Raw genomic sequence first — 21797 nt, forward strand, 5'->3', positions numbered from 1 at the left:
ATTTGAAATGTATATATATAGTTTTGAAAAATTAGAAGTTTGGATTGAAGCTAAAAAACTTTCAAAAGATATTTACAGTGTAACTAGTAAATTTTCACTAGATGAAAAATTCGGATTAACGTCACAATTAAAAAGAGCTTCAATTTCTATTTGTTCAAATATTGCTGAAGGTTCTGCTAGAAAAAGCAACAAAGATAAAGCTCATTTCACAACAATAGCATTTAGTTCTGCTGTTGAGGTTTTAAATCAAATCATCATTACTTACGAGTTAGATTTCATAAATAAAAAAGAATACGTTTCTTTAAGAGAGCAAATTGAAAGTATAACTAATAAGTTGAATGCGTTACGAAACTATCAAATTAACAAATAAACGCATCAACAAATGAACGTTATATTACATCCAACATACTTTCCTAACATAGCACATTTTGTAGCTATTGCTAAAGCAGATGCTATTACATTTGAAGTTGAGGATAATTTTTTAAAGCAAACCTACAGAAACCGTACGTACATTTATGGCGCAAACGGTAAATTAACTTTAAACATTCCTGTAATTCATACCCAAAAAAACAGGCAAAAGTACAAGGATGTTAAAATTTTTAATGATGAAAATTGGCAAAGCAATCATTGGAAATCGTTACTTTCAGCTTATAAAACATCGCCTTTTTTTGAATATTATGAAGATGAACTTCAACCCTTATTCAACATAAAAGCTGATTATATTTTAGATTTTAATTTAAAATGTTTTGATGTAATTTGTGATTGTTTACAGTTAGATTTAAACATATCTAAATCTGAAACATATCAAAAAACTATTGAAAAAAACTTGGATTTTAGACCATTAGTGAATGCAAAAAAAGAACACATTCAACCTTTTGAAAATTACACCCAGGTTTTTGGTGATAAACATGGTTTTATTCCTAATTTAAGCATTTTAGATTTACTTTTTAACGAAGGTCCTAATGCTTTAAATTATTTAGAATCGCAAACAACACCACTTTTATAATGCTTCAAACAGTAGCGCATTACGGTTGTCATTTTTTATTGCCTTTGGCAGTAGCATTACTTTTTTATAAACCCCGTTGGAAATTTGCTTACCTCATCATGGTTTTAGGTATGTTGATAGATTTAGATCACTTATTAGCAAACCCTGTTTTCGACCCAAATAGATGTAGTATTAATTTTCATCCGCTACACTCCTACTATGCTATTGCTATTTATTTACTGCTTTTACTTCCTAAGAAAACACGATTAATTGGCTTAGGCTTGGTAATACATATTATTGCTGATATGGTTGATTGTTCACTAATGTAAAAAACAAGAATTGATGCCTTCAAGCAGAAATTAATTATCATTTGACAAACTCAAAGTTGTTGAAATAGGATAATGATCGGAAAAATGTTCATTATACGATTTAAAACCATTTACAGAAAACGCATCGTCAGCAAAAATATAGTCTATTCGAACGGGGAAAAATTTAAAATCGTATGTTCTACCAAAACCATTGCCCGCTTCTAAAAAGGTATCGTTTAAATCGCCTTTTATTTTTCTATATACATATGAAAATGCTGTGTTATTAAAATCGCCACAAATAATTGTTTTATAACGGCAGTTGGCTTTATGGTTTAAAAGTAATTCGGTTTGCGATTGTTGCATTTTAAAAGTGGAACTTACCCTGTTAAATAGTCGTTCAGAATTTGCATTTTTTAAGCTATCTATTTGGGTATTGATACGTAACGATTCTAGATGAACGTTGTAAATTCTAATAGTATCTTTCCCTTTTACAACATCGGCAAAAATAGCATTGTTGGAAGTATTAGGAAACTCTACCGATCCCGAATTAATAATACGAAACTGTGAAAAAATAGCTTGACCATGCTTTATTTTTTTTCCTGAAAGATGCTCGTATTTGTATTTGAAAAAGGCTAAATCGTTATTTTTACGTGGATGATAATCTTGAATACATAAAATAGCTGGTTCTTGCTTTTTTACAAACTCAATAATTTTGGTATCAATATCTTTTTCTGGAATCCAATCAAATAAATTAAATAACCTAACATTGTAATTCATTACCTTAAAATTACTAGGATTTTCAATTTTTTTAGAAGATGAAAACTTATATAAAGAGCCAAATGCTATTTGACCAATTACCAAAACTCCTAACGACAGTATTAATTGCTTTCTAACTCTAAACAACCAATACAAAAAAAACAACACATTACTTAGTATTAAAAAAGGCACACCCAAATTAAGAACAGATAAAACAGAATATGTTTTTGGAGGTAAAAATGGCAAGACAAAAGCTAGCAACAAAACAAAAGCAACCAACATGTTGATAACATATATAACCTTGTTTATGGTGCTTAATTGTTTCATTTTTACTTTCCTGCCCTAAATAAAAACTCTTTTTCTTCGGCTGTTAAACTATCGTAACCGCTTTTGCTAATTTTATCTAAAATAACGTCTATTTTCTTTTGGTTATTAAACTCGTTAAAATCCGATTTCGTATAACCACCAACTTTACTTTTATTTTTATGAACCGTTTTTAACGGTCCTTTTTTTGATGGTTTAAACATATGAGTAAAAAGGTTCATCAAACCTTCAATACCTTTTCCTATATCATTGCCAACTAATAATTGTTTTGCATACAAATACCCTAACAAAGCACCTCCTAAATGCGCTAAATTTCCGCCTGCATTTCCTGTTACAGGATTATTTATTCCTGAAAATACACCAAAAACATCTAACACAACTATAAATAAGCCAACATGCCAAAGTTTTATGTTAAACACAAAAAAACGCACATCTTGATTTGGTAAATAAGCGCAAAGAAAAATTAATAACGCCCTAACAGCTGCCGATGCACCAACCAAATTAGAATTAGCAGTAAACACATTAGGAAATAATGTGTAGCATAGCATATACAAAACACCGCCAGCCATAGCACCAAGCATATAAATATTTAAAGCCATTTTAGCGCTAAATAAATTTAAAAACATACGCCCAATAAAATACAGCCATAGCATATTGAAAAGAATATGCAAAAAATCATAATGTACAAAAGCATAGGCAATTATAGCCCAAGGTTTTGTAAAAAAAACACCAAAATCACTTGGTAAATCTAGCCAATTTAAACTTGTATTATCTGGTAAGCCTAAAAACTTAGTCAGTAAAAAACCAATAAAAAAAACTATAACGTTAACTATTATAATTTTATCTAAAACATTAAGGTTAGATAGCTTATATTTTACATCATTAGCTAAACTCATTAATACCAACGGTTATTATTAAACTGATTTTTTTTCCAGTACCACATTATAAAAAAGCCTGTTAATGCACCACCTACGTGAGCCATATATGCGGTATTACTAGGACTAAAAAACGATTGTCCTGTAACACCAGATATTAAATCTAAGATAATAATTCCTGGAATGAAATACTTAGCTTTAATAGGAATTGGCAGAAATATAAGCATCAATTCTGCATTAGGATTCATCATAGCAAAGGCTGCCATAACACCCATAATACAACCTGAAGCACCTACCATAGACGCGTTAAAAACTTGAAACATGTCCTGCAATTGCAAAAATTGAGCCTGTGTAACACCTTCTAAAACTTTAGTAGATGTAAGCATGTAATGAATTTGGTCTGAACTTAAACCAGAAGCTATTAAAGAATTATAATTAGGCAAATATTGCGAATAGTAATAGCCAACTTGTAATGCTACCGCACCCAAACCAGCCGAAATATAAATAAATAAAAAACGCTTAGACCCTAAAACTTGCTCTACTGGCGAACCAAACATCCACAAAGCAAACATATTAAACAACAAATGCGTAATACTTAAATTTTGCAAATAACCGCCACCATGCATAAACATATGTGTTATTATTTGCCACGGTTTAAATAAATCGTTTTTTGGAAAATACATTGCAAACCATTCATAAAAAGCACCATTTGCAACAAACAATGTACCTATAAACATGAGTACGTTTATAATTATTAAGTGCTTTACGGTTTCTGAAATTCGCATCATAGTTACATAAATTTTTTATCTAATTCATCAACACTCATGGTTACAAATGTTGTTCGGTTAGTTGGTGATACATTGGGTTCTTTACACGCAAATAGTTTGTTTACCAAATGCTCTTGTTCATCTTTTAAAAGTGATTGCCCTCGTTTTATTGCTAAACTTTTTGCCATCGATTTTGCTAATAAATCGGTGGTACTAAAATGACTATCTGGCACTTCATTTTCAACATCACTAATTAATTGTTCTAAAATTATAGACACTTCACTATCTGGCACCGTTACAGGCACTCCTACTATCTCAACAGTTTCTTTAGTAACGTTTAAAAACACAAAACCTGTATGTTCTAAATCGTCTTTTAATTGATTAATTATTTGAATTTCTTGTGTAGAAAAATGAAGTTCTAACGGAAATAGTAATTGCTGACTTACGCCTGCTTTTATGGTTAAATTCTTCAAGAAATCTTCATACAACACACGTTGATGCGCTCGATGCTGGTCGATGACTAACATACCCGATTTAATAGTGCTAACAATGTATTTATTATGAAGTTGATAGGTAGTTTGTACTTGTTCTATAGCATTATCATCACTAAAAACAGACAACGTTGTTTCTTCACTTTCAAAATGCACTTCGCTAAAATCGTGTTCTGTTTTTGTTCCTTTTGATTCTAAACCAACATACAAACTATCCCAATTATTAACAGTTTGTTTCTTAAATGCTGTTGTTTGTTTGCCAGAAGTATAGGTTTCTTTAAATGGGTTAAAGCTTCTATCTACTTCTATAACAGGCGTATTTGTTTCTTTATTATTGAAATTATATGGCGTATCTAAACTAGCATCACGCTCAAAATCGAGTACAGGTGCAATATTAAATTGCCCTAAACTATGTTTTACTGCCGAACGCAATAATGCATAAAGCGTATGCTCATCATCAAACTTAATTTCTGTTTTTGTAGGATGAATATTGATATCAATGGTTTGTGGATCGACATTTAAGTTTAAAAAATAACTTGGATGGTTGCCATTTTTTAATAAACCTTCAAACGCTGATGAAATAGCATGGTTTAAATACGGACTTTTAATAAATCTATCATTCACAAAAAAGTATTGTTCGCCTCTGGTTTTTTTTGCAAATTCTGGTTTACCAACAAAACCTGAGATTTTTAAAACTTCGGTTTCTTCTTCAACAGGTACTAATTTTTCATTCGTTTTTGTTCCAAAAATATTTACAATTCGCTGTCTGTAATTACTAATTGGCAAATTAAAAACCTCACTTCCATTATTATATAATACAAAACTTATACTTGGATGCGCTAAAGCTACACGATGAAATTCATCAATAACATGGCGTAATTCAACAGCATTCGATTTTAAAAAATTACGTCGCGCAGGAATATTAAAAAACAGATTTTTTACTGAAAGTGACGTTCCTTTTGGTGTTACCACAACTTCTTGAGAAACAATAGAACTGCCTTCAATAATAATTACAGTACCTACATCATCATGTTCTTGTTTTGTTTTTAATTCTACATGCGCAATAGCTGCAATACTTGCCAACGCTTCTCCACGAAACCCTTTGGTGTGCAAATGAAATAAATCGTCGGCAGAACGAATTTTAGAGGTTGCATGACGCTCAAAACTTAATCTGGCATCGGTAGCACTCATGCCTTTTCCATTGTCAATTACTTGCACAAGGGTTTTTCCTGCGTCTTTTATAATAAGTTTAATAATGGTAGCATCGGCATCTATGGCGTTTTCTAAAAGTTCTTTAACCACCGAAGCGGGACGTTGTACAACTTCTCCAGCAGCAATTTGGTTTGCTACATGATCGGGTAATAGCTGTATAATGTCTGCCATGTATTATTTAGAAAAGAATATAGATAAATCGAAATCGATAATTAAAAGAAACACCAAAACCAAAATAGCTACTATAATTAGAATTCGTCTATCTGCTTTTTTATCTGGATTGTTTTTTAAATCGTCTAAAGCGTTATTTAGTTTGGTTTTAAAACCTGTATTACCGCCAACGGTTTTTCTATGTTCGTCAAATTTATGTTTTATTTCAAACGGATTTCCTTCACCTTTATCATCAAAATAACGCGGTGTGTAGCTGTACTTTTTGTTTTTTCGCAATTTCAAGATTCCCATAATTTCTAAGTTTTAAGTTAATTGAATTTTGAATCCAATACATACATACAAATCAATAATAATACCAAAGCTAAGATTAGAATTGGTAAAGACATAGCGCCTTTTACTTTTCTACTGCCTGTACTTTCTCGTTGCCATTTAGAAACAAAGTCTTTTTTCTTAGGTAACTCTAAATTTGCATCCGCACTTTTTTCTTCTGAAAAAACGGATGAATGCTTAAAGGTTTTATGTTTGCGTTGTTTAAACAAAGTTACTACTACTTTTACCTCAAAAATACTTAAAAATAGGCAGAAACCGAGAATTGAAATGCTAAATAATTCCAAAAAAACAAATTCCAAACTCCAAAAGTGGTTTACAATACACTGTTGGAATTTGGAATTTTAAGATTGTATGTTTTTTACTAACTGTTTTTCCGTAATTCCGCCATTTTTATGGCAGCTATAGCAGCTTCAGTACCTTTATTTCCGTGTTTACCTCCAGAACGGTCTATTGATTGTTGCATGGTATTATCTGTAAGTACACAGAAAATCACTGGTGTTTCATGTAAAACATTTAAGTCTTTTATACCTTGTGTTACACCTTCGCAAACAAAATCAAAATGTTTTGTTTCGCCTTGTATTACGCAACCTATGGCAATAACAGCATTAACCAATTGTTGCTGCATTTTTTTACTGCCGTAAATAAGCTCAAAACTTCCAGGAACATCCCAACGGACAATGTTATTAGGCAACACCCCATTTTCAATCAAAGCATCGTAAGCGCCTTTATATAAGCCTTCTGTAATGGTATCATTCCATTCTGAAACAACAATCCCAAACCGAAACTTGTTCGCATTTGGGATTGTTGTTTTATCGTAATCTGATAAATTTTTGTTTGCCGTAGCCATATTATTTGTTTGCCAACACCTGTGCTTTACCAATAAAAACATCTATGGTTGCAGCTTCAGATGAATTTGGAAATTCGTCTTTAATTTTGTTAAAATACGTAAGTGCTTTATCAGCTTTACCTAATTCTAAAGCAATTGCGCCAGCTTTGTATAAATACATTGGTGTTGTGTATTCATTATTACGCATTTCTGCAGCTTGCTCATAATAATCTAAAGCATCATCAGATTGGTTTAATTGCGCAAACGCATCGCCAATATTTCCTTTAGCTAATGGTGCTAAAATTTCATCATCACTAGTAAATTCGTTTAAATGCTCAATAGCTTTTTTATAATCTTTTAAATGCAAATAAGCTGTACCAGCATAGTAGTTTGCTAAGTTTGCAGCTGGTGTTCCGCTATGTTCTTTAATAATATCTAACATACCAAATTTACCTTCACCACCTTTTAAAGCAAGCGTAAAAAGTGAATCTTTTGCTGTACTATTTACGGCATCGTTAAAATAGTTTTGTGCTTGAGCCATATCGTTCATAGCAGTAACCTGTTTAGGTTTTGCAACAAACTCGTTATACCCTAAATAACCTAAAACTACTGCAGCAACAACACCTATAACTATGAAAATATATTTTTGATTTTTAGCTACAAAATCTTCTGTTTTTGATGCTGTTTCGTCAAGCGTGTTAAAAACCTCGGCAGTAGTTGAGTGTTGTTCTACTTCTTCTACCTTTTCCTCTACTGTTCTTGGTTTGTATCCTCTTTTATTATAAGTTGCCATGTATTTAGTCTAAATTTTAATGCGCCGCAAAAATATAATTTTTCTTCATAACTAAAAGGGTATTTATTTGATATTTTTCAATAATTTGCACATCCTTAATTAATAAGCGACCACTTGCTGATACTTTTAAGTAACTTTTTGTATGATTTTAAAATCACTTTCATTATTAAATTATAAAAATTTCGACAGTAAATCGTTCATTTTCAACGACAAAATAAATTGCATTGTTGGAAATAATGGCATTGGAAAAACTAACATTTTAGATGCTATTTATCATTTATCTTTTGGAAAAAGTTATTTTAATCCGGTTGCAACACAAAATATAAAACATGATGAAGAATTTTTTGTGGTTAATGGCGATTATGAAAAGGATAATAAAACCGAAAAAGTTGTTGTAAGTTTAAAACGCGGACAAACAAAAGTAATTAAGCGCAATGGAAAAGCGTATGAAAAATTTAGCGAACACATAGGTTTTTTACCTCTAGTTATCATTTCACCTGCCGATAGAGACTTAATTATTGAAGGTAGCGACACACGCCGAAAATTTATTGATAGCGTTATTTCGCAAAGCGACAAAACCTACCTAAGCAGCCTGATTAATTACAACAAAATACTGGCGCAACGCAATGCACTTTTAAAATATTTTGCTTTAAACCATACTTTTAATAAAGATACTTTAGAGGTTTACAACAACCAATTAAACGATTTTGGAACTGTTATTTTTGAAAAACGTGATGCGTTTTTAAAAGCATTCATTCCTATATTTAAAGCTCGTTATGAAGCTATTAGCAATGGCAATGAAGTAGTTGAATTAAATTACCATAGCGATTTATTTGAAACCGATTTAAATACTCTATTACAGAAAAACATTAATAAAGATAAAACCTTGCAATATACAAGTGTAGGCATACATAAAGACGACTTACATTTTAACATTGAAAACCATCCTATTAAAAAATTTGGTAGTCAAGGGCAGCAAAAATCGTTTTTAATTGCGCTAAAGTTGGCTCAATTCGATTTTATAAAAGCACAAAGTAATGTAAACCCAATTTTACTACTTGATGACATTTTTGACAAACTTGATGAAAACAGAGTTGCACAAATAATTAAGTTGGTTGATGATGAAAATTTTGGACAACTTTTTATAAGCGATACACATGCCGAACGTACCGAAAATGCTGTAAAACAAGTACATCAATCATATGAGATTTTTAGGCTATGAATCTAAAAGAACATTATGAATCACTTTACAAAACATCAATAAAACAAATTGAAGCAGACGCATATGATATTGACACATTAATTGATTCACCTTCTGATAATCGTTTTGGAATTACACTTTTAATAAGACCTTCAGAAACAATAAAAAATGAGATTCAAAAGTTTTTAGATATACTAAAAGCAATTGACCCTAATCAATATTATTATGTAAATTCGGATATTCACATTACGGTCATGTCTATTATATCTTGCTATGATGGTTTTGAATTAAAATCCATTAATATTTCAGAATATATCACATTAATTAATGAAAGTATTCAAAATGTTTCAAACTTAAAAATAGAGTTTAAAGGTATTACGGCTTCAACGTCTTGCATCATGGTTCAAGGTTTTATGAATACCGAAGCATTAAATGATGCAAGAAATAATTTAAGAATTAAGTTTAAAAATTCAACATTAAAACAAAGTATTGACAAGCGTTATACAATACAAACCGCACATGCAACAGTACTTCGCTTTAAAGAGAAAATAATTGATAAATCAAAATTTCTAGAAATTGTTGAAAAATATAAAAATCACGAATTCGGAACCTTTGAAGTTAAATCCATAGAATTAGTATACAATGATTGGTATCAAAAAGCTAAATTTGTAAAAAAACTATCAGAATTCAGCATTAAAAACTAAAAACAAATGGCAAAACGCAACAACGAACACATAAGTATAGCAGATGCGCTTAAAGAATTTGTTGAAACTAATAAACTTGAAAAAGGATTAAATAAAGTAAATGTTGCAGATGCCTGGACAAACTTAATGGGCAATGGAGTAAACAATTATACAACTGCTGTAAACCTTGAGCGCGATACACTTTATGTACAACTTAGCTCGAGTGTATTGCGTGAAGAATTAAGCTATGGCAAAGAAAAAATTATAACCATGCTTAATGAGGCTTTAGGAAAAGAAATTATTAAAAAACTGGTTCTCCGATAATTAGATAATGCGCTTGAAAATAAAAAAAACAACAAAAAGCAAGGTTGTCTGAATAATTATACTACCTTTGGCACTTAAATTTTTTATAAATAAATACAATGAGTAAAGGTACAGTAAAATTCTTCAATGATTCTAAAGGTTTTGGATTTATCACTGAAGATGACAACAACAAAGAACATTTCGTACACATTTCAGGACTTATCGATGAAATTCGTGAAGGTGACGCTGTTGAATTCGATCTACAAGAAGGTAGAAAAGGTTTAAACGCCGTAAACGTAAAAGTAATCTAATACATATACTTTAACAATTACATTAAAAGTCTATCAATCATTTTGATAGACTTTTTTGTTTTTATAGACTTTCTGAAAAAAACATTTTTTTTTTCAAACTTTTTTGCATTACATTTATGGTATCTAATTTAATAATTTAAAGTATGAGTAAAGGAACAGTTAAATTCTTTAACGATGCCAAAGGTTTTGGTTTTATAGTTGAAGAAGGTTCGAAAAAAGAACATTTTGTTCACATTTCAGGTTTAATTGATGAAGTTCGTGAGGGCGATTTAGTTGAATTTGAATTAAAAGAAGGTAAAAAAGGATTAAACGCAGTAAATGTAAAAGTAATTTAATATATACTTTTTAATTTTTTTTAAGACACAAAAAATCCCGCAATTGCGGGATTTTCTATTTATAAATTGAAGCTTTTATTTAAAACTGCTCTCTTCCAGAAAAGTGAAACGCACCTTCAATAGCTGCATTTTCATCACTATCACTTCCGTGTACTGCATTTTCACCAATAGACGCTGCGTACAATTTTCTAATAGTTCCTTCAGCTGCATCAGCAGGATTTGTAGCACCTATTAACGTTCTAAAATCTTCAACTGCATTATCTTTTTCTAAAATTGCAGCTACAATAGGACCGCGTGTCATGTATTCTACTAAATCTGGAAAAAACGGACGTTCGCTATGTATTGCATAAAAAGCTTTAGCATCTGCCGTTGTCATTTGTGTTAATTTCATTGCAACAATTCTAAATCCTGAAGCTGAAATTTTCTCTAATATTGCACCAATGTGTCCTTTTTCAACAGCATCTGGCTTTAGCATTGTAAATGTTCTGTTTGTTGCCATTTTGTTTTATTAAATTTTGTGCAAAAGTACGGTATTTATCATTAAAAACAAGGCTATCAAATTTTAAAAAAATTGTATATTCGTCATCTATGAAAAAACAAGATATCGCAGATATAAAACACTTATTATCAAGCCCTAAGAAAATAGTGATTGTTCCACACAAAAACCCTGATGGTGATGCTATTGGCTCTACATTAGGCTTGTATCACTATTTAAAAAAAGGAAATCACAACGCGCAAATTATAGCTCCAAATGATTATCCAAACTTTTTAAAATGGATTCCAGAAGAACATACCATATTAAAACACGACTCGCAAACTAAAGTTTGCGATACTTTAATTAAAGATGCCGATATTATTTTTACTTTAGATTTTAACGCACTTCACAGAGCTGGTAATATGGAAACCGCACTTGCCAAAAGTAATGCCGTTAAGATAATGATTGACCACCATCAAGCACCAGACAATTATGCAAAATACATTTTTAGCGATGTTAGCATGAGTTCAACCTGCGAAATGGTATATCATTTTATTAATATGTTGGGCGATTTAAATGAGATAGACTCAACCATTGCCACCTGCTTGTATTTAGGAATTATGACCGATACGGGTTCGTTTAGGTTTCCATCTACAACTAGTGAAACACATAAAATTATAGCACATCTAATTGAAAAAGGTGCCGATAATGCGCAAATTCATAATAACGTGTACGACTCCAATAGCTACAACAGTTTGCAATTATTGGGTTGTGCATTAACTAATTTAAAGGTTATTCCAGAATCTAGAACAGCATACATAACACTTTCACAAGAAGAATTAAATAAATTTGATTACAAAAAAGGTGATACTGAAGGCATTGTAAACTATGGTTTATCATTAGAAAACGTTATTCTTGCAGCCATTTTTATTGAAGACAAACAAGAAGGTATTGTTAAAATTTCGTTACGCTCTAAAGGTAATTTCTCGGTAAACGACATGTCTAGAACCCATTTTGAAGGCGGTGGTCATATAAATGCTGCTGGCGGAAAAAGCTATTTAAGTTTAAACCATACGGTTGAAAAATTTATTAGTATATTGCCTAGTTATAATAAAGCCCTAAATAATGAATAAACTATTTCTAATTGCACTTATTTTACTCGCTGCTGTAAGCTGTAAACAACCTGAAGCCAGACGTCCTGTTTCTGTAAAATCTGGTTCTTTTATTGATGCTTCTGTAGAACGAAATAAAAAATTGTTCGCCAAAGAGCAATCTCAAATAGAAAAAATAATGAAGCAGCATAAAGATAAAGACTACATTGCTTCATCTAGCGGATTTTGGTACTACTACAACACCAAAGTTGAATTCGACTCTATTGAAAAACCAGACTTTGGTGATATTGTTAACTATAATTACAATGTAAAATCGTTAAGTGGTAGCGTTATATATTCTAAAGAAGAGCTAAAAACACAAACCTATACCATGGATAAAGAAGAACTATTTACGGGTTTACGTGAAGGTTTAAAACTTATGAAAACCGGCGAAACAGTTACCTTTTTATTTCCATCTCAAAAAGCATATGGCTATTATGGCGACGAACATAAAATAGGTGGCAACATGCCTTTAATGTGCGAAGTAACCATCAATTCAATTACCCAAAATCAAGCAGATTAAAAATGAACAACTTAAGATTGTCTTTTAAAATATCATTCATCATTTTATTAGTTGCATTTTCATCGTGTAAAGCCCAATACCCCGATTTAGAAGACGGTATTTATGCAGAATTTATAACTACAAAAGGCACTATGGTAGCCAAACTAGCATATGATAAAACACCTATAACGGTAGCAAATTTTATAGCACTTGCTGAAGGCACAAACACAATGGTTGATAGTGCTTACAAAGGAAAAAAATTCTATAACGGCACCATTTTTCATCGTGTTATGGACAAATTCATGATTCAAGGTGGCGACCCAAAAGCAACCGGATTAGGAAATCCTGGTTATAAGTTTATGGATGAATTTCATCCTGATTTAAAACACGATAAACCTGGTATTTTATCAATGGCGAATTCGGGGCCAAAAACAAATGGTAGTCAGTTTTTTATTACTGAAGTTCCAAAACCACATTTAGACAACAAACATTCCGTTTTTGGCGAACTTATTTTAGGTTTAGATGTGCAAGACAGCATTTCAAATGTTGAAACTAACAGTAACAACAAACCACTTGTTGATGTTGTTTTAAAAGAAGTAAACATTATAAGAAAAGGAAAAGCAGCCAAAGCATTTGATGCACCTAAAATTTTTATCAATCATTTTGCTGAAGCTGAACGAATTGAAAAAGAACGAATTGCAAAATCTGAAGCACTTTTAAAAGCAACTAAAGACAAGTTTAATAAACAACAAGAAAAAGCAATTACTTTACAATCTGGCTTAAAGTATACTATTACAGAAAAAGGAACTGGTGAAAAACTAACTGAAACCTCAAAAGTTTTAGCCAATTACACTCTGTTTTTTGAAGATGGTAAACTGCTAGATACTAACAAACTAGAAACTGCCGAAACATTTAATATTGTAAATGAATACCGCAAAACCGCCAACCAATACCAACCCATAGTATGTGATATTAGTCCTGATGCACAAATGATTGCAGGTTTTAAAGAAGGTTTACAACAATTACATGTTGGCGATAAAGCTACTTTGTTCATACCTTACCATTTGGCGTATGGCGAAACTGGTAATAGAGGCATACCGCCCAAAACAAATTTAATTTTTGAAGTTGAAATTGTAGAACTTCAAAACTAATATTTTAAAAATTTAAGTAAAAACTATAACACATGTACTTATTAACTTTTGATTGGAATCCTATAACTGGACTCGACATTATTGGAAACTTTAAATTACACTTTTACAGCCTTATGTGGATGGTCGCTTTTGTTGTAGGCTGGTTTATTATGAAGCGTATTTTTACTAAAGAAAAAGTGTCATTAGACTATTTAGATCCTTTGTTTATATATACCGTTTTGGCTACAATGATTGGCGCACGTTTAGGACATGTATTGTTTTACCAATCTGAATTAATTTTTGAAGATTTTTTTAGCATATTTTTACCATTCAGCTTTAAAAACGGCATAGAGTTTACAGGGTTTCTAGGGTTAGCAAGCCATGGCGCTGCCATTGGCATTATTATTGGCATGTATTTATACCGAAAAAAATACAACTACAAATCGCTGCTTTGGATATTAGATCGTGTGGTAATTTCGGTAGCTTCTGGAGCTGTTTTTATTCGTATTGGAAATTTTATAAACTCTGAAATTATTGGAAAAATTACCGATTCTGCTTTTGGTGTTCGTTTCATTCAAGATGAATATTACAAAAATCAAATTGTACAATTAACGGGCATTAAAGATGTTCAAAAAGCATATAATGCTGTCACTGATAACCCACAATTTATTGAATTATTAAATGCTGTTCCTTACCGCCACCCTGCACAATTATACGAGTCGTTTTGCTATATTTTTGTGTTCTTAATTTTATGGTATTTCTATTCTAAAACTGAAAAAAGAAACCAAACTGGCTTCCTTTTCGGACTATTTTTAATTTTACTTTGGACCATTCGTTTCTTTGTTGAGTTTGTAAAAGAACCACAAGGCGATGAATATATTAACTGGTTTGGTTTAAACACGGGGCAATGGTTAAGTATTCCATTTATTATTATTGGACTGTATTTTATGTTTGTTTACAAACCTAAAACATCAACTAAATAACATGTTTTTAAAACGCTTTTCTTTACCATTTATTTTCACTTTAAGCTTTTTTAATTTTAGTATTTCAGCTTGTAAAGACGATAAAAATGTAGTTACACAAACAGAAATTACATTTAAAAAAGAAGGCGAATTAAAAATTACTAAAACAGATTCTACAGCAATTACTTTAGATATAGAAATAGCTAACACCGAATTTGAAACACAAACTGGTTTAATGTATCGTGACCTGATGGCAAAAAACCAAGGCATGTTATTCATTTTTGATGATGAAACCGAACGCTTTTTCTACATGAAAAACACAAAAATTCCGTTAGACATTATCTATATAAACGCCAATAAAACCATAGTAAGTTTTCAAAAAAATGCGAAACCAATGGATGAAACTTCGCTACCTTCTAACCTACCCGCAAAATATGTTTTAGAGGTAAATGCGGGTTTGGTTGATACTTGGGGACTTGCAGTTGGGAATACTATAAGCTATACAGAGTAGCATATTTATTTTAAATATTCTGGTTAACTTTTCAACAATTATTCCTCTAAACCTTGATGCTTCGAATATGTACGCCATTTTTCAATACATTGTTCCATATCATCTGGAATTGGCGTATTAAATTGCATAAATTTTCCTGTTTTTGGGTGTACAAAACCTAGTGTTTTAGCGTGTAATGCTTGCCTTGGTAATACTTTAAAACAGTTATCTACAAACTGTTTGTATTTGGTAAATGTAGTTCCTTTTAAAACTTTTTCACCACCATAACGCTCGTCATTAAACAAGGTATGCCCAATATGTTTCATATGTACACGTATTTGATGCGTACGACCTGTTTCAAGCTTACATGACACTAAGGTTACATAACCTAAACGTTCTAAAACTTTATAATGTGTTACGGCAGGTTTTCCCTTATCGGCTTCATCACCAAGAAATACGGTGTTTTGTAATCTGTTTTTTGGATGTCTGCCAATATTACCTTCTACAGTACCTTCATCTTCTTCAATATTACCCCAAACTATAGCTACATACTCGCGTTCGCTAGTTTTTTCAGCAAACTGCAACGATAAATGCGTCATGGCATGTTCAGTTTTCGCAATAACTAAAAGTCCGCTAGTATCTTTATCAATTCTATGCACCAAACCCGGACGCTCGCTAGAGTTATTAGGCAAATTTTCAAATCTATAAATTAATGCATTTATAAGTGTACCAGAATAATTTCCATGCCCAGGATGTACAACCATGCCTGCTGGTTTATTTACAACCAAAAGTTCATCATCATCATAAACAACATCTAGCGGTATATTTTCACCAACCAGTAAATTTTCGTGTGGCGGGTGCGTAAAAAGCACGCGAATTTTATCGTGAGGTTTTACTTTGTAGTTTGATTTTACTGCAGTTCCATTAACAAAAATACTTCCATTTTTTGCTGCAGCTTGAATTTTATTTCGAGTGGCATTCTCAACAAAATTCATTAAATATTTATCTATTCGAAGTGGATTTTGACCTTTATCTACAGTAAATGCATGATGTTCATAAAGGTCACTTTCATCATCAATAAAATCTGGGGTATAATCTTCCATAGGGAATTTAGTAACTGTATTAAAACAGTAAAATTTACTTTTTAATATTTAGTTTAAATCTGAAGGAGGCAAAATATCCTCAGATCCATTTATAGATAAGCTATCAGAAACCGTTTCTGAAAAACCACCTTTACTACCATTTCCTAACACTAAATCTATAGCTGTTGTTTTTGGCAATTTCTCTCCTTTTTTAATATCTACACCTCTGTATTGTACTTTTAATACTAAATCTTTGGCTATATTATCAATATAAGAAATTTTACCAACTTTAAAACCTAAAGCCTCTAGGGTTGGTTTTGCTTGTCTAAAAGTACGTTCTTTTAAATCGGGAACAGTTATTTTTCGGTAACCTGAAGGATTTACGGTAATATAAATTTTTCTATCTTCCTTAACCTTGGCTCCTGCTTGTGGATCTTGGTCTATAACCGAAAACTTAGGATAATCTGGATTGTAATTTGCAGAATCTTGAATTTCCATAACCAAATTATGCTCGTCTAACTCAATAGTTGCTACACTTAACGATTTTCCTTTTAGCATTGGCACTGTTTCAAACTCGCCATGGTTTGTTGTAAAGCTTAACCATCTTAAAATGATAAAACTAATAACAACTACCGCACCTATAGCTAGTAATACTTGTTTAAAAAATACTTTACTGGTTAGAAATTTAGTAATGCTCATTTATAAAATTTTCGATTAGGCAAATATATAAAAACAGAACTGTTTTTTCTTTTGCAATTTAAGTGATATTTTAGCTTAACTAATAATAGATACGTTTTATTGTAACTTTTAGACTTATATAAAGATTTTCTCCATAAAAAAAACAACAAATTATACGATATGAAAAAAAATATTGCTATCATCATGGGTGGCTATTCAAGTGAATACCAAATCTCATTAAAAAGTGGAAATGTGGTTTTTGAAACCCTAGATGCTTCAAAATACAACGCTTTCAGAATTCATATTTTTAAAGAAAAATGGGTTTATGTTGATAGCAACAACGCAGAATTCAATATTGATAAAAATGATTTTTCAGTGACTGTAAACAACTCAAAAATAACATTTGATTGTGTTTTTAATGCCATTCATGGCTCGCCAGGTGAAGATGGTTTTATGCAAGCCTATTTTAAATTGCTAAATATTCCGCAAACAAGTTGTGATATGTACCAAGCTGGATTAACCTTTAATAAACGTGATTGCTTAAGTGTTTTAAAGCCGTATGGCATAAAAACTGCCGAATCTTTCTACATTAATTTAGGCGATGTTATTGATGAAGAAACTATTATTACCAAAGTAGGTTTACCTTGTTTTGTTAAAGCTAATAAGGCAGGAAGTAGTTTTGGTGTTACCAAAGTGCATAAAAAGGAAGATATAAAAAACGCCATTGAAGTTGCTTTTAAGGAAGATGATGAAATTATTATTGAATCGTTTTTAGATGGTACTGAAGTTTCGGTTGGTGTTATTACCTATAAAGGTGAAACCAAAGTATTGCCAATAACCGAAATTGTTAGTGAAAATGATTTTTTTGATTACGAAGCAAAGTATTTGGGTAAATCGCAAGAAATAACGCCTGCCAGATTATCTGAAGATGAAGAAACAAAAGTAACTGCCGTAGCTAAAAAAGTTTACGAAGTTTTAAAAATGAAAGGTTTTAGCCGAAGCGAATATATTTTTAAAAATGGTGAACCACATTTATTAGAAGTTAACACCGTACCAGGGTTAACATTAGCCAGTATTTTACCGCAACAAGCTAAAGCTGCAGGTATTACTTTGGTTGAGTTATTTGATAATGCAATAGAAGAAGCTTTAAAAAATTAATAATAATTATTGACTATATTTGATTTTAGACAATTAAACAACAAGATTCCTGCCTTTACAGGAATAAAAAAAACATGAAAAAAGCATTATTTCCGGGTTCTTTTGACCCATTAACTTTAGGACACTACGATATTATAAAACGTGGTGTAACGCTTTTTGATGAAGTAATTGTTGCTATTGGTGTTAATTCTGATAAAAAATACATGTTTTCTCTTGAAGAACGAACTGCTTTTATTGAAAATGCTTTTGCCGATGAACCAAAAGTAAAAATTGTAACTTATAAAGGTTTAACAGTTGATTTTTGTAAAAATGTTGGTGCCGAATTTATTTTACGTGGTTTGAGAAATCCTGCCGATTTTGAATTTGAAAAAGCCATTGCTCATGCAAACCGACGCTTAGCAACTATTGAAACCGTGTTTTTATTAACCTCAGCTAGAACATCTTTTATATCATCATCTATTGTACGCGATGTTATTAAAAACAATGGCGATTACACCAAGTTTGTACCTGATAGTGTTAGAGTGAAATAGGTTTTTTTAGCTTGTTAGATTACTAGATTATTAAATGGCTAGAAGTTGTTATGAATTCATTTGTTTATCAATCTAAAAGTCTAACAATCTAAAATTTATATTCTTTTAACGATTTTGTAAATGCTTCTGGGTTTTCGGCCAAATAGTAACGTGGGTCATCAATAGCTTCAACAATAACTTCTCTAAATTTCGGACTTGCTTTATAAAGTAATATTTTACAATCTTCACTTAAATGCTTAAGCTTAATTGTTTTTCCTTCAGCTTCATATTTATTAACCAAATTAAAAATAGCTTCTAAAGCAGAATGGTCGCTAATGCGCGATTCTACAAAGTCAATTTCAACATGTTCAGGATCATTTTTCACATCAAATTTATCATTAAAAGCTAAAATAGAACCGAAAAATAAAGGTCCCCAAATTTCGTATGTTTTAGTTTTCCCATCTTCAGAAAAACGTTTTCTGGCTCTAATTTTTTTAGCGTTTTCCCAAGCAAATACCAATGCAGAAATAATAACGCCTACAAAAACCGCAATTGCCAAATCGTAAATAACGGTAACTGCCGATACGATAATTAAAACAAACGCATCCGATTTTGGTATTTTCCTTATAATCCTAAAACTAGACCATGCAAATGTTTCAATTACCATCATAAACATAACACCAACAAGTGCAGCTATTGGCACTTGTTCAATATACTTATCGGTAAATAAAATGAAAGTTAATAAGGTTAATGCCATCATTATCCCAGATAATCGTCCGCGTCCACCAGCATTAATATTGATAACGGTTTGCCCAATCATACCACAACCACCAGTACCACCAAACAAACCACTTAACATGTTTCCTGCACCTTGGGCAACACATTCTCTATTACCATTACCACGCGTTTCAGTTAGTTCATCAACTAAATTCATGGTCATTAACGATTCTATCAACCCAACCGAAGCTGCCAGAAACGCATAAGGTAATATAAATTTAAGTGTATCTAAATTAAATGGTAAATACTGCCATAATTCTAAATTTGGTGTTGGAAATTCACCTTTCAGCCCATTGCCGCCACCTTCAATAATATAAGATCCAACAGTACTAACATCTAAACCACCAAACACTACAATACCTGTTGTAATTAAAATTGCAGTTAAAGCAGCAGGAATTTTGGTTGTAAGTTTAGGTAAACCCCAAATAATGCCCATAGTTAATAAAACTAAACCAAGCATAACATACAATTCTGTGCCTTGCATGGGAATGTTTATATAATTTTTAACACCATCAACGCTTATTTCCAATTCTTTATGAGAAAACATACGCACTTGTGCTAGAAAAATTACAATTGCTAATCCGTTAACAAAACCAAGCATTACAGAATGTGGAATTAACCGCACAAAACGCCCCAATTTAAATACACCAGCACCAATTTGGAATACACCCATTAATATAACGGCTGCCAACAAATAGAAATAACCCATGTTTTCAACTGGAACATCAAACAACATTCCTTTAGCATGACCTTCAGAAATTAAATGCACAAAAATAACTGCAACAGCACCTGCTGCACCAGAAATTAAACCTGGCCTACCTCCAAAAATAGCTGTAATTAAACCTATGATAAAAGCTCCAGAAAGTGCTACCAAAGGATCTATTTGTGCAACAAAAGCAAACGCTACAACTTCGGGAATCATTGCTAATGAAACGGTTATACCTGCCAAAACATCATCTTTAATGTTTGGTGTTATCTTCCTTACAAATTCGGTCATGATTTCTTTTTAATGAGGTGGCAAATTTACGTTTAATATGTAAGTTAGAGCAAAGAAATGCGTTTTTAAGTCTACATTCCTACTAAAACGTTTGAGAAGAACTAAGATTTTTATGATTCTAAAGAATTTAACCAATTTAAAGCATCTTCTCTTTTCTGAAATAATCTAATATTTAAATCTTTATTTTCCCCAAGATTCATAAGTGTTTCAGTTGACATTAAGCCACCTACTGAAGAAAACAAAACTGCCATTGCTTTTATCTCTTTTAAGGTTGCTATAGTTTTTTGGGCAGAAAAAGTCATCGCATAAGAATGCTTTTTATTTATCAATAATGAAAATGGTGCTTTTAAATAACTTAATAAGAAATCGTGATATTCATCTACCATAATATCATTCATTACAACCCCTTCATTTACGATTACTTCTGCTAAGTTTTCGTCTATTATAATAATTTCTCCAAACGATAATTTATAATTCTTCATGTAACTTTTTTAATTTTTTGAGAGATTAAAAAATTACAACAACTTCAAAATGTTAATTAATAGCAGTTTATAATCGAGAGGGATTTTGTATTTCTAACTTTATTTAAATTAAAGCTTTAATATTAGCATAACTATTTTCAAGGGCATCACAAACTTGTTCTTGATTTAACCATTCTACTTTGGTTATACCTTCTTCTTCTTGAGCATACAAAACACCTTCAAATGCTGTTTTCATTTCAAACCAATAGGTTACTTTTATTCGGTGGTTTCCGTTACGTTTGAAAATATGATAGGTAGTTTCTAACGGTTTTGTTATTTCTAAACCAGCTACACCAGTTTCTTCCATTACTTCGCGTAAAGCTGTTTTTTCAATACTTTCTGTACCTTCTATTTTTCCTTTTGGCAAATCCCATTTATCATTTCGGTATATAAAAAGTATCTCATTTTTATTATTAAACACTTTTCCACCACCAGCAACAACGTTTGGAAGTTTCTTTAAAAACTTTTTAAGCAGCTTTTCAGCATTTTTATGAATAAGGCGAACTTCTTCTAATTTAGTAGTATTTAGTTCTTTAATAACTTTTCCAATATTAACAGTATCAAGCAAATAGTTTTTAAAATTTGTCTCTTGCTCAACAATAGTTGTTAAAATTATGGGTTTATCACCAACAAAAACTTTATACATTCCTTAATTAATAATTACAATTTTTGTAAAAATATCATTTTTAGTTAC

General features: G+C 31.3%; 29 protein-coding genes. 15 read left to right on the plus strand and 14 right to left on the minus strand.

Annotation, left to right across the window (positions count from 1 at the left end; translation table 11 throughout):
* The first annotated feature begins 7 nt into the window (after positions 1 to 7).
* From ACFQ1R_RS06880 to ACFQ1R_RS06890, 3 genes are read left to right on the plus strand one after another with little or no spacing between them, the layout of a single operon-like run.
* Positions 8 to 370: a four helix bundle protein gene (locus ACFQ1R_RS06880; protein ID WP_379925402.1), complete on the plus strand. Its 363-nt coding sequence runs from the start codon at positions 8 to 10 to the stop codon at positions 368 to 370.
* A 12-nt stretch (positions 371 to 382) separates the two neighbouring features.
* Positions 383 to 1006 carry a WbqC family protein gene (locus ACFQ1R_RS06885; RefSeq protein ID WP_379925403.1) on the plus strand — a complete coding sequence of 208 codons (624 nt, stop codon included), beginning with the start codon at positions 383 to 385 and terminating at the stop codon, positions 1004 to 1006.
* On the plus strand, positions 1006 to 1314 hold the full coding sequence (locus tag ACFQ1R_RS06890; RefSeq protein WP_379925404.1) for a DUF6122 family protein: 309 nt from the start codon (positions 1006 to 1008) through the stop codon (positions 1312 to 1314). The genes ACFQ1R_RS06885 and ACFQ1R_RS06890 overlap by 1 nt, the downstream gene beginning before the upstream one ends.
* Before the next feature lie 30 nt (positions 1315 to 1344).
* Here the strand turns inward: ACFQ1R_RS06890 and ACFQ1R_RS06895 are convergent, their stop codons facing one another.
* The 8 genes from ACFQ1R_RS06895 to ACFQ1R_RS06930 all read right to left on the minus strand — a co-directional run bounded on the left by ACFQ1R_RS06895 (position 1345) and on the right by ACFQ1R_RS06930 (position 7838).
* Positions 1345 to 2376 carry an endonuclease/exonuclease/phosphatase family protein gene (locus ACFQ1R_RS06895; protein ID WP_379925405.1) on the minus strand — a complete coding sequence of 344 codons (1032 nt, stop codon included), beginning with the start codon at positions 2374 to 2376 and terminating at the stop codon, positions 1345 to 1347.
* A gap of 2 nt (positions 2377 to 2378) precedes the next feature.
* Positions 2379 to 3269, minus strand: coding sequence for a rhomboid family intramembrane serine protease (locus ACFQ1R_RS06900; RefSeq protein ID WP_379925406.1), 891 nt, complete (start codon positions 3267 to 3269; stop codon positions 2379 to 2381).
* Positions 3269 to 4036, minus strand: coding sequence for a rhomboid family intramembrane serine protease (locus tag ACFQ1R_RS06905; protein ID WP_379925407.1), 768 nt, complete (start codon positions 4034 to 4036; stop codon positions 3269 to 3271). Before ACFQ1R_RS06905 ends, ACFQ1R_RS06900 begins: the two co-directional genes overlap by 1 nt.
* Positions 4037 to 4038: 2 nt before the next feature.
* A complete protein-coding gene (gene mutL / locus ACFQ1R_RS06910; protein WP_379925408.1) occupies positions 4039 to 5889 on the minus strand; it encodes a DNA mismatch repair endonuclease MutL in 1851 nt (616 codons plus the stop codon).
* A 3-nt stretch (positions 5890 to 5892) separates the two neighbouring features.
* Positions 5893 to 6180, minus strand: a complete 288-nt coding sequence (locus ACFQ1R_RS06915) for a riboflavin synthase subunit beta (protein ID WP_379925409.1) — start codon at positions 6178 to 6180, stop codon at positions 5893 to 5895.
* 17 nt (positions 6181 to 6197) lie between these two features.
* Positions 6198 to 6518 carry a hypothetical protein gene (locus ACFQ1R_RS06920; protein WP_379925410.1) on the minus strand — a complete coding sequence of 107 codons (321 nt, stop codon included), beginning with the start codon at positions 6516 to 6518 and terminating at the stop codon, positions 6198 to 6200.
* A 62-nt stretch (positions 6519 to 6580) separates the two neighbouring features.
* Entirely contained in the window at positions 6581 to 7066 is a 486-nt protein-coding gene (gene ribH / locus ACFQ1R_RS06925) for a 6,7-dimethyl-8-ribityllumazine synthase (RefSeq protein ID WP_379925411.1), read from the minus strand.
* 1 nt (position 7067) lies between these two features.
* On the minus strand, positions 7068 to 7838 hold the full coding sequence (locus tag ACFQ1R_RS06930) for a tetratricopeptide repeat protein (RefSeq protein WP_379925412.1): 771 nt from the start codon (positions 7836 to 7838) through the stop codon (positions 7068 to 7070).
* 142 nt (positions 7839 to 7980) lie between these two features.
* Here ACFQ1R_RS06930 and recF point away from each other — a divergent pair, with 142 nt between their 5' ends.
* The 5 genes from recF to ACFQ1R_RS06955 all read left to right on the plus strand — a co-directional run bounded on the left by recF (position 7981) and on the right by ACFQ1R_RS06955 (position 10671).
* Positions 7981 to 9060, plus strand: a complete 1080-nt coding sequence (gene recF, locus ACFQ1R_RS06935; protein WP_379925413.1) for a DNA replication/repair protein RecF — start codon at positions 7981 to 7983, stop codon at positions 9058 to 9060.
* Entirely contained in the window at positions 9057 to 9743 is a 687-nt protein-coding gene (locus ACFQ1R_RS06940) for a 2'-5' RNA ligase family protein (protein WP_379925414.1), read from the plus strand. The genes recF and ACFQ1R_RS06940 overlap by 4 nt, the downstream gene beginning before the upstream one ends.
* Positions 9744 to 9749: 6 nt before the next feature.
* Positions 9750 to 10046: a DUF721 domain-containing protein gene (locus tag ACFQ1R_RS06945; protein ID WP_379925415.1), complete on the plus strand. Its 297-nt coding sequence runs from the start codon at positions 9750 to 9752 to the stop codon at positions 10044 to 10046.
* 98 nt (positions 10047 to 10144) lie between these two features.
* A complete protein-coding gene (locus tag ACFQ1R_RS06950) occupies positions 10145 to 10336 on the plus strand; it encodes a cold-shock protein (RefSeq protein WP_034044451.1) in 192 nt (63 codons plus the stop codon).
* Between the two features lie 143 nt (positions 10337 to 10479).
* Positions 10480 to 10671: a cold-shock protein gene (locus ACFQ1R_RS06955; protein WP_379925416.1), complete on the plus strand. Its 192-nt coding sequence runs from the start codon at positions 10480 to 10482 to the stop codon at positions 10669 to 10671.
* Between the two features lie 79 nt (positions 10672 to 10750).
* Here the strand turns inward: ACFQ1R_RS06955 and ACFQ1R_RS06960 are convergent, their stop codons facing one another.
* Positions 10751 to 11170 carry a nucleoside-diphosphate kinase gene (locus ACFQ1R_RS06960; protein ID WP_379925417.1) on the minus strand — a complete coding sequence of 140 codons (420 nt, stop codon included), beginning with the start codon at positions 11168 to 11170 and terminating at the stop codon, positions 10751 to 10753.
* 89 nt (positions 11171 to 11259) lie between these two features.
* Here ACFQ1R_RS06960 and ACFQ1R_RS06965 point away from each other — a divergent pair, with 89 nt between their 5' ends.
* From ACFQ1R_RS06965 to ACFQ1R_RS06985, 5 genes are read left to right on the plus strand one after another with little or no spacing between them, the layout of a single operon-like run.
* A complete protein-coding gene (locus tag ACFQ1R_RS06965; RefSeq protein ID WP_379925418.1) occupies positions 11260 to 12279 on the plus strand; it encodes a DHH family phosphoesterase in 1020 nt (339 codons plus the stop codon).
* Entirely contained in the window at positions 12272 to 12820 is a 549-nt protein-coding gene (gldI, locus tag ACFQ1R_RS06970; RefSeq protein ID WP_379925419.1) for a gliding motility-associated peptidyl-prolyl isomerase GldI, read from the plus strand. Before ACFQ1R_RS06965 ends, gldI begins: the two co-directional genes overlap by 8 nt.
* Positions 12821 to 12822: 2 nt before the next feature.
* A complete protein-coding gene (locus ACFQ1R_RS06975) occupies positions 12823 to 13950 on the plus strand; it encodes a peptidylprolyl isomerase (RefSeq protein WP_379925420.1) in 1128 nt (375 codons plus the stop codon).
* A 32-nt stretch (positions 13951 to 13982) separates the two neighbouring features.
* A complete protein-coding gene (lgt, locus tag ACFQ1R_RS06980; protein ID WP_379925421.1) occupies positions 13983 to 14912 on the plus strand; it encodes a prolipoprotein diacylglyceryl transferase in 930 nt (309 codons plus the stop codon).
* Position 14913: 1 nt separating this feature from the next.
* Positions 14914 to 15402 carry a DUF192 domain-containing protein gene (locus ACFQ1R_RS06985; RefSeq protein ID WP_379925422.1) on the plus strand — a complete coding sequence of 163 codons (489 nt, stop codon included), beginning with the start codon at positions 14914 to 14916 and terminating at the stop codon, positions 15400 to 15402.
* 38 nt (positions 15403 to 15440) lie between these two features.
* On the opposite strand, the gene ACFQ1R_RS06990 is transcribed toward ACFQ1R_RS06985, so the two are convergent.
* Positions 15441 to 16484: an RluA family pseudouridine synthase gene (locus ACFQ1R_RS06990; RefSeq protein WP_379925423.1), complete on the minus strand. Its 1044-nt coding sequence runs from the start codon at positions 16482 to 16484 to the stop codon at positions 15441 to 15443.
* Positions 16485 to 16532: 48 nt separating this feature from the next.
* Positions 16533 to 17162: a PASTA domain-containing protein gene (locus ACFQ1R_RS06995; RefSeq protein ID WP_379925425.1), complete on the minus strand. Its 630-nt coding sequence runs from the start codon at positions 17160 to 17162 to the stop codon at positions 16533 to 16535.
* 159 nt (positions 17163 to 17321) lie between these two features.
* On the opposite strand from ACFQ1R_RS06995, the gene ACFQ1R_RS07000 reads away from it, so the two are divergent.
* Positions 17322 to 18299 carry a D-alanine--D-alanine ligase gene (locus ACFQ1R_RS07000; protein WP_379925426.1) on the plus strand — a complete coding sequence of 326 codons (978 nt, stop codon included), beginning with the start codon at positions 17322 to 17324 and terminating at the stop codon, positions 18297 to 18299.
* A 74-nt stretch (positions 18300 to 18373) separates the two neighbouring features.
* On the plus strand, positions 18374 to 18829 hold the full coding sequence (gene coaD, locus ACFQ1R_RS07005; protein WP_379925427.1) for a pantetheine-phosphate adenylyltransferase: 456 nt from the start codon (positions 18374 to 18376) through the stop codon (positions 18827 to 18829).
* A gap of 88 nt (positions 18830 to 18917) precedes the next feature.
* Here the strand turns inward: coaD and ACFQ1R_RS07010 are convergent, their stop codons facing one another.
* The 3 genes from ACFQ1R_RS07010 to ACFQ1R_RS07020 form a co-directional block, all read right to left on the minus strand.
* The gene (locus ACFQ1R_RS07010; protein WP_379925428.1) at positions 18918 to 20582 is read right to left on the minus strand and encodes a SulP family inorganic anion transporter; all 1665 of its coding nucleotides are present in this window, start codon (positions 20580 to 20582) and stop codon (positions 18918 to 18920) included.
* Positions 20583 to 20692: 110 nt separating this feature from the next.
* Positions 20693 to 21064 (minus strand): hypothetical protein, encoded by a 372-nt coding sequence (locus ACFQ1R_RS07015; RefSeq protein WP_379925429.1) that lies wholly within the window; start codon positions 21062 to 21064, stop codon positions 20693 to 20695.
* Positions 21065 to 21167: 103 nt separating this feature from the next.
* Positions 21168 to 21749 carry an NUDIX hydrolase gene (locus ACFQ1R_RS07020; protein WP_379925430.1) on the minus strand — a complete coding sequence of 194 codons (582 nt, stop codon included), beginning with the start codon at positions 21747 to 21749 and terminating at the stop codon, positions 21168 to 21170.
* Between the last annotated feature and the right edge of the window lie 48 nt (positions 21750 to 21797).

This window comes from Mariniflexile jejuense, assembly GCF_042675665.1.
GTDB lineage: Bacteria > Bacteroidota > Bacteroidia > Flavobacteriales > Flavobacteriaceae > Mariniflexile > Mariniflexile jejuense.

Excerpts from the sequence above, each read along its gene's own strand:
- ribH (WP_379925411.1), bottom strand. The coding sequence starts at position 7,066 with ATGGCTACGGCAAACAAAAATTTATCAGATTACGATAAAACAACAATC.
- ACFQ1R_RS06885 (WP_379925403.1), top strand. The coding sequence starts at position 383 with ATGAACGTTATATTACATCCAACATACTTTCCTAACATAGCACATTTT.
- gldI (WP_379925419.1), top strand. The coding sequence starts at position 12,272 with ATGAATAAACTATTTCTAATTGCACTTATTTTACTCGCTGCTGTAAGC.
- ACFQ1R_RS06915 (WP_379925409.1), bottom strand. The coding sequence starts at position 6,180 with ATGGGAATCTTGAAATTGCGAAAAAACAAAAAGTACAGCTACACACCG.
- ACFQ1R_RS06930 (WP_379925412.1), bottom strand. The coding sequence starts at position 7,838 with ATGGCAACTTATAATAAAAGAGGATACAAACCAAGAACAGTAGAGGAA.
- ACFQ1R_RS06895 (WP_379925405.1), bottom strand. The coding sequence starts at position 2,376 with ATGAAACAATTAAGCACCATAAACAAGGTTATATATGTTATCAACATG.
- coaD (WP_379925427.1), top strand. The coding sequence starts at position 18,374 with ATGAAAAAAGCATTATTTCCGGGTTCTTTTGACCCATTAACTTTAGGA.
- ACFQ1R_RS06940 (WP_379925414.1), top strand. The coding sequence starts at position 9,057 with ATGAATCTAAAAGAACATTATGAATCACTTTACAAAACATCAATAAAA.
- ACFQ1R_RS07010 (WP_379925428.1), bottom strand. The coding sequence starts at position 20,582 with ATGACCGAATTTGTAAGGAAGATAACACCAAACATTAAAGATGATGTT.
- ACFQ1R_RS06995 (WP_379925425.1), bottom strand. The coding sequence starts at position 17,162 with ATGAGCATTACTAAATTTCTAACCAGTAAAGTATTTTTTAAACAAGTA.
- ACFQ1R_RS07015 (WP_379925429.1), bottom strand. The coding sequence starts at position 21,064 with ATGAAGAATTATAAATTATCGTTTGGAGAAATTATTATAATAGACGAA.
- ACFQ1R_RS06945 (WP_379925415.1), top strand. The coding sequence starts at position 9,750 with ATGGCAAAACGCAACAACGAACACATAAGTATAGCAGATGCGCTTAAA.
- ACFQ1R_RS06890 (WP_379925404.1), top strand. The coding sequence starts at position 1,006 with ATGCTTCAAACAGTAGCGCATTACGGTTGTCATTTTTTATTGCCTTTG.
- ACFQ1R_RS06900 (WP_379925406.1), bottom strand. The coding sequence starts at position 3,269 with ATGAGTTTAGCTAATGATGTAAAATATAAGCTATCTAACCTTAATGTT.
- mutL (WP_379925408.1), bottom strand. The coding sequence starts at position 5,889 with ATGGCAGACATTATACAGCTATTACCCGATCATGTAGCAAACCAAATT.
- ACFQ1R_RS06960 (WP_379925417.1), bottom strand. The coding sequence starts at position 11,170 with ATGGCAACAAACAGAACATTTACAATGCTAAAGCCAGATGCTGTTGAA.
- ACFQ1R_RS06985 (WP_379925422.1), top strand. The coding sequence starts at position 14,914 with ATGTTTTTAAAACGCTTTTCTTTACCATTTATTTTCACTTTAAGCTTT.
- ACFQ1R_RS06880 (WP_379925402.1), top strand. The coding sequence starts at position 8 with ATGTATATATATAGTTTTGAAAAATTAGAAGTTTGGATTGAAGCTAAA.
- ACFQ1R_RS06950 (WP_034044451.1), top strand. The coding sequence starts at position 10,145 with ATGAGTAAAGGTACAGTAAAATTCTTCAATGATTCTAAAGGTTTTGGA.
- ACFQ1R_RS07020 (WP_379925430.1), bottom strand. The coding sequence starts at position 21,749 with ATGTATAAAGTTTTTGTTGGTGATAAACCCATAATTTTAACAACTATT.
- ACFQ1R_RS06965 (WP_379925418.1), top strand. The coding sequence starts at position 11,260 with ATGAAAAAACAAGATATCGCAGATATAAAACACTTATTATCAAGCCCT.
- ACFQ1R_RS06955 (WP_379925416.1), top strand. The coding sequence starts at position 10,480 with ATGAGTAAAGGAACAGTTAAATTCTTTAACGATGCCAAAGGTTTTGGT.
- recF (WP_379925413.1), top strand. The coding sequence starts at position 7,981 with ATGATTTTAAAATCACTTTCATTATTAAATTATAAAAATTTCGACAGT.
- ACFQ1R_RS06905 (WP_379925407.1), bottom strand. The coding sequence starts at position 4,036 with ATGATGCGAATTTCAGAAACCGTAAAGCACTTAATAATTATAAACGTA.
- ACFQ1R_RS06990 (WP_379925423.1), bottom strand. The coding sequence starts at position 16,484 with ATGGAAGATTATACCCCAGATTTTATTGATGATGAAAGTGACCTTTAT.
- ACFQ1R_RS06975 (WP_379925420.1), top strand. The coding sequence starts at position 12,823 with ATGAACAACTTAAGATTGTCTTTTAAAATATCATTCATCATTTTATTA.
- lgt (WP_379925421.1), top strand. The coding sequence starts at position 13,983 with ATGTACTTATTAACTTTTGATTGGAATCCTATAACTGGACTCGACATT.
- ACFQ1R_RS07000 (WP_379925426.1), top strand. The coding sequence starts at position 17,322 with ATGAAAAAAAATATTGCTATCATCATGGGTGGCTATTCAAGTGAATAC.